General features: G+C 63.5%; 13 protein-coding genes. All 13 read right to left on the reverse strand.

The window, feature by feature from the left end; genetic code table 11:
* Positions 1 to 6: 6 nt before the first annotated feature.
* On the reverse strand, positions 7 to 1077 hold the full coding sequence (gene hisC / locus B0O95_RS10045; RefSeq protein ID WP_104077793.1) for a histidinol-phosphate transaminase: 1071 nt from the start codon (positions 1075 to 1077) through the stop codon (positions 7 to 9).
* A gap of 40 nt (positions 1078 to 1117) precedes the next feature.
* The gene (hisD, locus tag B0O95_RS10050) at positions 1118 to 2440 is read right to left on the reverse strand and encodes a histidinol dehydrogenase (protein ID WP_104077794.1); all 1323 of its coding nucleotides are present in this window, start codon (positions 2438 to 2440) and stop codon (positions 1118 to 1120) included.
* Between the two features lie 30 nt (positions 2441 to 2470).
* Positions 2471 to 3223 (reverse strand): ATP phosphoribosyltransferase, encoded by a 753-nt coding sequence (hisG, locus tag B0O95_RS10055; RefSeq protein ID WP_233203285.1) that lies wholly within the window; start codon positions 3221 to 3223, stop codon positions 2471 to 2473.
* Positions 3220 to 4509 carry a UDP-N-acetylglucosamine 1-carboxyvinyltransferase gene (murA, locus tag B0O95_RS10060; protein ID WP_370641741.1) on the reverse strand — a complete coding sequence of 430 codons (1290 nt, stop codon included), beginning with the start codon at positions 4507 to 4509 and terminating at the stop codon, positions 3220 to 3222. Before murA ends, hisG begins: the two co-directional genes overlap by 4 nt.
* A gap of 114 nt (positions 4510 to 4623) precedes the next feature.
* Positions 4624 to 4863, reverse strand: coding sequence for a BolA family protein (locus B0O95_RS10065; RefSeq protein ID WP_076785593.1), 240 nt, complete (start codon positions 4861 to 4863; stop codon positions 4624 to 4626).
* A 78-nt stretch (positions 4864 to 4941) separates the two neighbouring features.
* Positions 4942 to 5697: an ABC transporter permease gene (locus tag B0O95_RS10070; protein ID WP_104077795.1), complete on the reverse strand. Its 756-nt coding sequence runs from the start codon at positions 5695 to 5697 to the stop codon at positions 4942 to 4944.
* Positions 5694 to 6620, reverse strand: coding sequence for an ABC transporter ATP-binding protein (locus B0O95_RS10075; RefSeq protein WP_104077851.1), 927 nt, complete (start codon positions 6618 to 6620; stop codon positions 5694 to 5696). Before B0O95_RS10075 ends, B0O95_RS10070 begins: the two co-directional genes overlap by 4 nt.
* 178 nt (positions 6621 to 6798) lie before the next feature.
* Positions 6799 to 7074, reverse strand: a complete 276-nt coding sequence (locus B0O95_RS10080; RefSeq protein WP_104077796.1) for an STAS domain-containing protein — start codon at positions 7072 to 7074, stop codon at positions 6799 to 6801.
* Complete coding sequence (locus B0O95_RS10085; protein ID WP_104077797.1) at positions 7071 to 7709, reverse strand: MlaC/ttg2D family ABC transporter substrate-binding protein; 639 nt, start codon at positions 7707 to 7709, stop codon at positions 7071 to 7073. Before B0O95_RS10085 ends, B0O95_RS10080 begins: the two co-directional genes overlap by 4 nt.
* 99 nt (positions 7710 to 7808) lie before the next feature.
* On the reverse strand, positions 7809 to 8819 hold the full coding sequence (locus B0O95_RS10090; RefSeq protein WP_104077798.1) for an MlaA family lipoprotein: 1011 nt from the start codon (positions 8817 to 8819) through the stop codon (positions 7809 to 7811).
* An 11-nt stretch (positions 8820 to 8830) separates the two neighbouring features.
* Positions 8831 to 9406 carry an outer membrane lipid asymmetry maintenance protein MlaD gene (gene mlaD, locus B0O95_RS10095; RefSeq protein WP_104077852.1) on the reverse strand — a complete coding sequence of 192 codons (576 nt, stop codon included), beginning with the start codon at positions 9404 to 9406 and terminating at the stop codon, positions 8831 to 8833.
* Positions 9407 to 9492: 86 nt separating this feature from the next.
* The gene (mlaE, locus tag B0O95_RS10100) at positions 9493 to 10260 is read right to left on the reverse strand and encodes a lipid asymmetry maintenance ABC transporter permease subunit MlaE (RefSeq protein WP_104077799.1); all 768 of its coding nucleotides are present in this window, start codon (positions 10258 to 10260) and stop codon (positions 9493 to 9495) included.
* 3 nt (positions 10261 to 10263) lie between these two features.
* Positions 10264 to 11109, reverse strand: coding sequence for an ABC transporter ATP-binding protein (locus B0O95_RS10105; protein WP_104077800.1), 846 nt, complete (start codon positions 11107 to 11109; stop codon positions 10264 to 10266).
* Positions 11110 to 11208: the final 99 nt, after the last annotated feature.

Raw genomic sequence — 11208 nt, forward strand, 5'->3', positions numbered from 1 at the left:
ACGCGATTAAACCAGCACATTTTTCAACGCAGCCAGCAATTGTGCATTCTCATCCGGCGTGCTGACCGTAATCCGCACGCACTCAGCCAGCAACGGATGCATTTTACTCACGTTTTTGATCAGAATCCGTGCGCCGAGCAGCGCGTCGAACACCGCGGCGGCATCCGGCACGCGCACCAGCAAGAAGTTCCCCGCACTCGGGAACACGTGAGCCCCGGGCAACGCGCCGATCGCCTCGGCCAGTCGCGCCCGCTCGGCACGCAACTCAGCGGCCTGCGCATCGAGCACTTCCAGGTGATCAAGCATAAAATCGACCGTCGCCTGCGTCAGCACGTTGGTGTTGTAGGGGGGGCGCACCTTGTCGAATTCGTTGATCCAGGCCGGCAAACCGACCAGATAGCCGAGCCGGATACCGGCCAGGCCCAGCTTGGAGACGGTGCGCATGACCACCACGTTGTCGAACTCGCCGACCCGCGACATCCAGCTGCGCTGCGCGAACGGTTGATACGCCTCGTCGATGACCACCAGCGACCGGTCGGCCGCGCGCACAACTCGCTCGAGATCCGCGTCGTCGAACAGCGTGCCGGTCGGATTGTTCGGGTAGGCCAGATAGATCACCGCGGGCTGGTGTGCAGCGACGGCCTCCAGCATCGCACCCACGTCCAGCGTCAAATCGACGTTCAGTGGCACACCAACGAATTCTAGATGGGCGAGCTTGGCTGACATCGAATACATCACGAAGCCGGGTACCGGCGCCAGGATCTTGGCGCCCGGCTTCGCGCACGCGGTCGCAATCAGGCTGATCAATTCGTCCGAGCCGTTGCCCAGCAGCACATCGCAACCAACCGGCACCTGCATCGCGCACTTGAGCTTGTCCAGCAGCGCGCCGGGCCGCGGCAGTGGGTAGCGGTTCAACGCCACCTGTGCGAGCCGCTCGCCGAGCCGGTCCGCAAGCGGCCGCGGCAGCGCGTAGGGGTTTTCCATTGCGTCCAGCTTGATCAAGCCGGCGGCATCCGGTACCGGATAGCTCGTCATCGCAAGCACGTCCGCGCGAATGATGTCCTGGGGTATCGTCATAGTCTGGTATCCAAACTGTCCCGCCTGCCCGCCGGTGCGTTCAGCCGCCGGTCTTCATCCGATACTCGGCGCTGCGCGCGTGCGCCTGCAGGCCCTCGCCATACGCGAGTTCCGCGGCAATTTCACCCAGCGTCTGCGCCCCTTCGGCGCTCACTTCAATCACGCTCGAGCGCTTCAGGAAGTCATACACGCCTAACGGCGACGAAAAGCGTGCAGTACGGGAAGTCGGCAGCACGTGGTTCGGGCCCGCACAATAATCGCCGAGGCTCTCGCTCGTGTAGCGGCCGAGGAAGATCGCGCCAGCATGGCGAATATGCTGCACCCATTGATGCGGCTCGAGCGCCGACACCTCCAGGTGCTCCGGCGCGATGTCGTTGGCGATCGCGCATGCCTCGGCCATGTCCCGGACCTTGATCAACGCGCCGCGATCCTGCAGCGAACGGGTGATCACGTCGCGCCGCGGCATCGTCCCAATCAGCTGGTCAATCGCCTCCTCGACGCGCCGGATGAACACGGCGTCCGGACACAATAGGATCGACTGCGCGAGTTCATCGTGCTCGGCCTGCGAAAACAGGTCCATCGCGACCCAACGCGGATCGGTGGTGCCATCGCACAACACCAAGATCTCCGATGGACCGGCGATCATGTCGATGCCCACCGTGCCGAACACTCGTCGCTTGGCGGCGGCGACGTAGGCATTGCCCGGTCCACAGATCTTGTCCACGGCCGGGATCGCATCCGTACCGTATGCGAGCGCGCCGATGGCCTGGGCGCCCCCGATGGTCAACACTCGGTCCACGCCGCCAAGCAGCGCGGCAGCCAGCACGAGGTCATTGGCCACGCCGTCCGGCGTCGGCACCACCATCACGATTTCGCGCACGCCAGCCACGCGCGCCGGAATCGCATTCATCAGCACCGACGACGGGTAGGCGGCCTTACCACCGGGCACGTACACGCCGACGCGGTCCAGCGGCGTGACCTTTTGGCCGAGCACCGTGCCATCCGCCTCGGTGTACTGCCAGCTATGGCTGCCACATTCGATTTTTTGCTTGTCGTGATACGCGTGCACGCGTGCCGCCGCCGCCTCCAACGCTGCCCGGCGCTTGGGCTCCAGCGCATCCAGTGCCGCCTGCAGCTGGGCAGCCGGCAATTCCAGGGACGCAACGCTGTCCACGTCCAGCCGGTCAAAACGCTTCGTATATTCCAGCACAGCGGCATCGCCGCGTAATTTGACGTCAGCTAAGATCTGCGCGACCGAGCGCTCGATCGCTTCGTCTTCGCTCGCCTCGAATGCGAGCACGGCCGCCAACGCCGGCTTGAAACCGGCATCCGAGGAGTCGAGTTTGCGGATCTTGATCGCCATACGAGTTCCTTGTGTCCCGTGATGCGGGCATCACGCGCCGGGCACCCCGGTATCTGCGCGGCGCCCGGCCACGGCTTGCGCCCCGCCCTTGCTGGGGCGCTCGAACGCTTCGAGAATGGGCTTGAGTTTTGTACGCTTAAGCTTGAGCGCAGCCTGGTTGACCACCAGCCGCGACGAGATCTCCATGATCTGCTCGACCTCGACCAAGTTGTTCGCACGCAGCGTGCCGCCGGAGCTGACCAGGTCGACGATCGCATCAGCCAGGCCCACCAGCGGCGCCAGTTCCATCGAGCCATACAATTTGATCAGGTCCACGTGCACGCCCTTGGTCGCAAAATGCTCGCGCGCGCTGTTCACGTACTTCGTGGCCACCCGCAGCCGGGCGCCTTGCCGCACCGCATTCACGTAATCGAAACCCTGCGGCACCGCGACTGACAATCTGCAGCGGGCAATGTTCAGATCGATCGGCTGGTACAGTCCGTCGCCGCCATGCTCGAGCAGCACGTCCTTGCCGGCCACGCCGAAGTCGGCTGCGCCATACTCGACGTAGGTTGGCACGTCGGTCGCCCGCACAATGATCACGCGCAAGCCCGGATCCGTGGTGGGCAGAATCAACTTGCGCGACGACTCCGGATCCTCGGTCACCGTGATCCCGGCCGCCGCCAGCAGCGGCAACGTCTCCTCGAAGATACGGCCCTTAGACAGCGCCAATGTCAACGGCACGCCCGGCCCGACTGCCGGCGCCAACGCGCCCGGTATGTTGGCCGTGGCCGACGTGCTCATGCCACCGCTCCGCGGACTAAATCGATCGGTGCATTCGCGCTGACACGGCTGACACTTGCGCCCAGCACGCCCAGCTTGATCTCCATGCGGTCGTAGCCACGATCGAGATGGTAAATCCGGTCGATCAGCGTCTGCCCGTCGGCCACCAACGCGGCAATGACAAGGCTGGCCGACGCGCGCAGGTCCGTGGCCATCACTTTCGCGCCGGACAGCTTGTCCACGCCGGTCACCAGCGCCGTATTACCGTCGATCGTGATGTTCGCGCCAAGCCGGTTCAGTTCCTGCACGTGCATGAAGCGATTCTCAAAAATCGTCTCCACCACTTGGGACGTCCCTGTCGCAATGGCGTTCAGCGCCATGAACTGCGCCTGCATGTCGGTCGGAAACGCCGGATACTCGGAGGTGCGAAACGATACCGCACGCGCACGGCCTTGCATCCGCAGGCGGATCCAGTCATCGCCGGCCGACACTTGCGCGCCCGCCTCGCGCAACTTGTCGATGACGGCCTCCAGGATCAGCGGGGTGACGCCGCGCAGCGTGACGTCGCCACCCGTGGCGGCGGCTGCGCACAGGAACGTGCCGGCCTCGATGCGGTCCGGGATCACCGCGTGGCGCGCGCCGTGCAGGCGCGGCACACCGTGCACCACGAGCCGGTCCGTGCCGATCCCGTCGATTCTCGCCCCCATCGCGACCAGCAGGTTGGCCAGGTCGGTGACCTCCGGTTCGCGCGCCGCGTTCTCCAGCACGGTTTCCCCGTCCGCAAGCACCGCCGCCATCAGCAGGTTCTCCGTGCCGGTCACGGTAATCATGTCAGTGATCACGTGCGCGCCCTTCAAGCGTCGCGCCCGCGCATCGATGAAGCCGTGCTCGATCGAGATCTGTGCGCCCATCGCGGTCAATCCCTTAATATGCTGATCGACTGGACGCGCGCCGATCGCACATCCGCCAGGCAGCGACACTTGTGCATGACCGAAGCGCGCCACCAGTGGCCCAAGCACGAGAATCGACGCACGCATCGTCTTGACCAACTCGTATGGCGCTACCGGCTTGTCGACCTGCGACGCGTCCAGCGTCACTGCGTTGCCGTTCACCTCCGAGCGCACCCCCATCTGGCCGAGCAACTTCAACATGGTACGCACGTCCTGCAGGTTCGGCACGTTCTCCAGCTGAACCGGCTCCGCGCTCAGCAGGCTTGCGCACAGGATCGGCAACGTCGCATTCTTGGCGCCGGACACCGTGATCTCGCCATTGAGGCGGGCCCCGCCGTCGATCAGCAATTTATCCATTGATTCGCTTCCGCGTTGTGCGGCCGGCGGGCGCGACGCGTGAACCGCCTGGGCCGCTGGAGCGTCGTTCGTCACGCCCAGGTTATCTCGTTTAATTCGCACTCGAATCCTGCTTCATCGGTTTTGCCATTCAGTCGGTGTCAGCGTCTTCATGCTCAACGCGTGAATCTCCTCGCGCATGCGCTCGCCCAGCGCCGCATAGACAAGCTGGTGCCGCGCGATACTGCGCTTGCCCTCGAATGCCGAGCTGACGATCGTCGCGAAGAAGTGCTGGCCGTCGCCTTCGATGTCGATACGCTCGCACGGCAAGCCGGCTTCAATATATTCCTTGACTTGTTCCGGGGTCGGCAACATCGCAAGTCCCTCTCAGTATGCTTTCAATTGTGGGTCGCGACGCACGCCGAGCGCGACGCCTTGACCGATTCCCATGCTTCAATGACGCAGTTTGTACCCGCTCGCCAGCAAGCGTACCGCCAATGCCGCGACGGCGACGAAAAATCCCCCCACCACTGCCAGACTGGCAAGCGGCGCCACGTCGGACGCACCGAAAAAGCCGAAGCGAAATCCGTCGATCATGTAGAAGAAAGGGTTCAGGCGCGATACGTGCCGCCACAGGTCCGGCAACGTATGCGTCGAATAAAACACGCCGGACAGGAACGTCAACGGCATGATCAGGAAGTTCTGGAATGCCGCCAGTTGGTCGAACTTCTCGGCCCAGATCCCAGCGATCAGGCCCAGCGTGCCGAGGATCGCCGCGCCAAGCATGGCGAACGCGACAATATACAGCGGCGCGAAGAACGGCACCGGGATGAACGCAATGGTCACGACGAATACCCCCAGCCCGACAGTCAGGCCGCGCACAACCGAGGCCAGCACGTAGGCGCAGAACATCTCCCAGTGCGACAGCGGCGACAACAGGGCGAACACTAGGTTGCCGGTGATCTTGGACTGAATCAACGACGACGAGCTGTTCGCAAATGCATTTTGCAACACGCTCATCATAACCAGTCCCGGAATGAGGAAACTCGTGTACTCGACGCCAGGATAGACCTGGACATGGCCACGCAACGCGTGGCCAAAGATGGTCAGGTACAACAACGCGGTCATCACCGGGGCCAGCACGGTCTGGAAGGCCACCTTCCAGAACCGCAGCACTTCCTTGTAAAACAGCGTCCTGAAGCCTGTCATGCCAGCCCCTCCACGACCTCGGGCGCGTTCATGATCTGCACGAACACGTCTTCCAGGTCGGCCTTACGCACGTCGATCTCGTCGAACCGGCAGCCAGCCGCACGGCATTGCGCAAGAATCGGCTCCACGTCGTCATACGAGTCCAACCTCAGCAGGTGCTGCCGGCCCGCCGGATCGGGCGCGCCGACCGCCAGGGCCCTGACCTGCGCCGGCACCACACCTGTGCTAACGCGCACGAACAACTGCAGTCCGGTGAAGCGCTGCAGCAACGCACCGGTGCGCTCCAGCGCGACCACCTCGCCGCGGCGCAGCATGGCGATGCGGTCGCACAGCGCCTCGGCCTCTTCCAGGTAATGCGTGGTCAACACGATCGTATGCCCTTCGCGGTTGAGCCGCGCGATGAATTTCCACAGCGTCTGGCGCAATTCCACGTCCACGCCCGCGGTCGGCTCATCCAGCACGATCACCGGCGGCCGGTGCACGAGCGCCTGCGCGACCAGTACGCGCCGCTTCATTCCGCCGGACAACGCGCGCATGTTGACGTCCGCCTTCTCAGTCAGATCCAGATTGGCCATCACCTCGTCGATCCAGTCGTCGTTGCGGGCCAAACCGAAATAGCCGGATTGAATGCGAAGGCATTCACGCACGGTAAAAAAGGGGTCGAACACTAACTCTTGAGGCACCACGCCAAGCGCGCGCCGTGCGCGCCTGAAGTCTGTCACGACATCGTGGCCACGCACCGCGATCGATCCTTCGTCCGCGCGCGCCAGACCCGCAAGCATGCTGATCAGCGTCGTCTTGCCTGCGCCGTTGGGGCCGAGCAATCCGAAGAACTCGCCATCCTCGACGGTGAACGACACGCCTTTGAGCGCCTGCAAATCGCGATAGCGCTTTTTGACGTTGTGGATTTCTATGGCTGGCATGAGTGTGCAGCGCGACAGCGCCGGCAGAGTTTGCAGACCTGCCCGTGCAGGCTGCGCGGGCGGGCAATGGCCTATCAACGGCTTGAAAAACGCTTGATTATAGGCGAAGTCGGCGGGTCGCCGCGAGGGGCCGATTGGCCACGTGGCCCACGCCGTCACCTGAAACGACGTGACAGCGTCAATGTCGGCGGGACGAAACCAGCGTCTGGACGCCGTAGGCCTGGGCAAGGCTGGCCAATCCGTCGGGCAGGTTCAAGATCGAGAACGATGCCGCGTGACGCGCGCGAGCCGCACGTTGCCACGCCAGCAATACCGCCAACGCCGACGAATCGAATTGCTGCAGGCGGGCGCAATCCACGCCGGTCGCGCCGCCGGCGATATGGTTCAGACCAGCCTTGAGCACGGCGTTCGCCGTCGCGACCGTCAGCGTCTGGCCCGTTTCAAAGGTCGTCACGATGTGCTCTTGGCCGCGGCAGCCGGCGTATTCTTCAGCGATAGGTAGTTGATCAAGCCATCGATTCCGTATTGCTGGATCTGCTCATTGAACTGTTGCTGATATGTCTGCACGAGCCAAGCGCCGGCGACATTCAAATCATAGACTCGCCAGCCATGCGCGGTCTTCTCCATCCGATAGTCAAGCTGGATCGGCCGACCATTGTTGATTACCGTCGAGCGTACGACAACGTCGGTATCGGTCGGCGCCGCGCGCAGCGGCTGATACTGGATTTCCTGATTGCCGACCTGCGACAGCGCCCCGGAATAGGTCCGGATCAGCAGCATCTTGAATTGCTCGACGATCTGCTGCTGCTGTTGCGGCGTCGCGGTGCGCCAGTGCCGCCCCATGACCAGACGCGTCGTCCTCGCAAAGTCGGTGTACGGCAGAATCTTCTGGTTAACGACCTGCGTGATCCGGTCAATGTCGCCGGCTTTGATCGACGGGTCGGCGCGTACGATGCTCAGCACGTCGGTCGTCACCGATTTCACCAGCCCATCCGGTGCGCCTGTATCAATAGCCGGTGCTTCGGCAAACGAACCGGCACTAAACGACAGCAACGTGGCAACGACGGGGATCAGTAAAAAATTTTTCATTAACTCAGTCCTATCGATTGTTTCTTTCCGCTATGGTCAACGATCGTCGAACATTGGAGCGAATTGCGCAGTTCGAGTTTCATTCGCCGCGAAGCATACTCATCTGAACCGAAGATTCGGGATGCTATAGGGACGGCCGCCGGGTGGAATCATCTGCTGGCTTGGCACGTGCGTCTCCGACGCCAATCGCGCCGCAGCAGCATCCGGCCCCACCGCGCCGGTCAGCTCCTGCCGTTGTGGGGCCGATGCCCCCTGCGCTGCGTCGGGCTGCGGTGCAGCGGCCGGTACCGGCGGTCGCGTCGCCGCGGGGTGGGTAGGGCCGGCGCCAGCAGCCGGCGCACCTTCGGCGTCAGGCGCCGGTGCGCCATCGTCAGTCGGGCCGGTGTCGGCGTCCGATTCATCGTCGTACGCGGGCGGCGGCGGATTGCCATCCGAAATCAAGTACTGGCGCCGCTGCAAATGGGCGTTGCGCACGAACGAATACTTGTCGAGCGCCGCATTGGACAGCAGGTCGGTCGCACCGAGCAACGCCGCGCGCGTGCTAACGATGCGCACGCCATACAGCGTCGTGCGCAGCCAGATCGGACGCATGTAGGCAGTCAGGTCGCCCTGCCAGTCGACCAGCAGGCCTGCCGCGTCGCGCACGGTATTGGGCCCGAGCAGTGGCAGCACGAGGTACGGGCCCGGCGGCACGCCATAGTGGCCCAACGTGACGCCGAAGTCCGATTGGTGCTTCGGCAACCTGGCCTGGCTGGCAAAGTCGAACAGCCCGCCCAGCCCGAACGTGCTATTGATCGCCACGCGCATGATGTCTTCCGTGCCCGCGGTGATCTTGCCTTGCAACAAATTGTTGGCGGCGATATACACGTCGCCGATGTTCGAGAAGAAGCTCGACACACGATCGCGGACGAATTGGGGCAACGCCCAGTTATAGGCGCGCGCCACCGGCTTCATCGCCACGCGGTCCAGCGTGTCGTTGAATTCGAACATCGTCCGGTTAAATCCTTCCAGCGGGTCTTGCTTCGACGGCGTCTTCACCGTCGCACAACCACCCAGCGCCATCGCAGCGGCCACGGCCACGACCACGACGGTGGCTCGCATCGTTATCATTGTGCTTCCCCTCAGTTTGCCGTCGCGCTCGCCGGCGCGACTTGGGTTTGAGATGCGCCAGGGCTGGCCGCGGCGGGCCCGGGGGCCGCCGCGGGTGCAGCAGGCGCGGCCGGCTTGCCCGCACCGGCATCCGCTGCCTTGCTGTACAGGAATTGGCCGATCAGGTTTTCCAGCACGATCGCGGACTGCGTCATCGTGAGCGTGTCGCCATCCTTGAGTAGCTGCTCGTCGCCCCCCGGATCCAGGCCGATGTACTGCTCGCCGAGCAGGCCCGAGGTTAGGATCTTGGCCGACGAGTCCTTGGGGAACGTGTACTGCTTATACACGTCGATCGTAACGAGTGCCTGGTAAGTCTGCGTATCGAACCCGATGCTCTGTACGCGGCCCACCGTCACACCGGCGCTCTTGACCGCCGCGCGCGGCTTCAGTCCGCCGATGTTGTCGAACTTCATTTTCACCGAATAGGTAGATTGAAACGACAGCGAACTCATATTGCCAGCCTTGAGCGCCAGGAACAGCAGCGCAACAAAACCAAGCACCACGAACAAGCCGACCCAGAAGTCCAGAGCGTTTTTCTTCATCGTCATCCCATCGGAATAGCTGTTGCCGCTGCGCGCTGCACGGGAATCGCGCACGCAGTCGTGCCGGCGCGCTGTGGCGCCGGTTCCATCCATCAATTGAACATTAGCGCGGTCAGCAGAAAGTCCAGCCCGAGTACCGCCAGCGAGGCAAACACGACCGTCTTGGTCGTCGCGCGCGACACGCCTTCGGGGGTCGGCTTGGCTTCATAGCCTTGGAACAGCGCGACGAAGGTCACCGCGAAGCCGAACACGATGCTCTTGATCACGCCGTTGCCGATGTCTTGCCGCAGGTCGACGCCCGCTTGCATCTGGGACCAAAACGCGCCGGGGTCCACGCCGATCAATACCACACCAACAAAATACCCGCCGACGATGCCCACCGCGCTGAAGATCGCCGCCAGGATCGGCATGGCGATCACGCCAGCCCAGAATCGCGGTGCGACAACGACCCGGATTGGGTCCACCGCCATCATTTCCATCGCGGTCAGTTGCTCGCCCGCCTTCATCAGGCCGATCTCCGCGGTCAGCGACGTGCCGGCGCGTCCCGCGAACAGCAGCGCGGTGACCACCGGCCCAAGCTCGCGCACCAGCGACAGCGCGACCAACAGTCCGAGTGCCTGCTCGGAGCCGTAGCGATTCAGCGTGGTGTAGCCCTGCAAGCCCAACACGAAGCCGACGAACAACCCCGAAACGGCGATGATGACGAGTGAATAATTACCCAGGAAGTGGATCTGCTGGGTGACAGTGCGCGGGCGCCGCAGCAATGGAAAGCACTCCGACGCGAGCCGCGCGAACATGCGGGCGCCGTAGCCCGTGCGTGAAAGGCCGTCGAGAACGGCGCGGCCGACCGTGGCGATCATGCGCTACTCTCCTGCGCGCGACGCGGCGCGCAGACCGAAGTCCGCATCCAGCGGCGCGCTCGCATAATGAAAATGAAAGGGACCGTCAGGCGCGCCGTCGATGAACTGCCGCACGCTTGGATCCTGCGACGCGCGCAACTGCGCGGGCGTGCCCTCGGCGAGCACCCGTCCATTCGCAATGAAATACACGTAGTCCGCGATCGCAAACGATTCTGGCACATCGTGCGTCACGAGGATCGACGTGGCGCCGAGCGCGGTATTGAGGGTGCGGATCAGGTTCGCGGTAATGCCCAGCGAGATCGGATCCAGTCCCGCGAACGGCTCATCGTACATCATCAGTTCGGGGTCGAGCGCGATCGCCCGGGCCAGCGCGACCCGGCGCGCCATGCCGCCCGACACTTCGGACGGCGCCAAGTCGCGTGCGCCGCGCAAGCCGACTGCGTTGAGTTTCATCAGCACGAGATCGCGGATCAGTGCCTCCGGCAGGTCCGTATGCTCGCGCAGCGGGAATGCGACATTGTCGAACACCGACATGTCAGTAAACAACGCCCCGAACTGAAACAACATACCCATCCTGCGCCGTGCCGCGTAGACCGCCTGGGGGCTCATTGCACCGACGTCCTCGCCGCGGAACAGCACCTGACCTCGGTTGGCGCGCACCAGCGCACCGATGAGCCGCAACACCGTCGTCTTGCCGCACCCGGAGCCGCCCATGATCGCAACCACCTGTCCACGCTTGAAACGCATGTTCAGGTTCTGGAGCACGAGCCGCTCAGCGCTGTAGCCGAAAGCAACGTCGCGAAGCTCAAGCAGGATATCGGAGGCGGTTGGCGGCACGTAGGCGGTCATCAAAAAGCACGGAACGCGGATTATAGGACCTAAAGCGGATTTGCCGCCTGAAACCCCGACGTGGACTGCGCACAAGACTGCTTACATGCCACCTTCGCG

Source organism: Mycetohabitans endofungorum (genome assembly GCF_002927045.1).
Taxonomy (GTDB): domain Bacteria; phylum Pseudomonadota; class Gammaproteobacteria; order Burkholderiales; family Burkholderiaceae; genus Mycetohabitans; species Mycetohabitans endofungorum.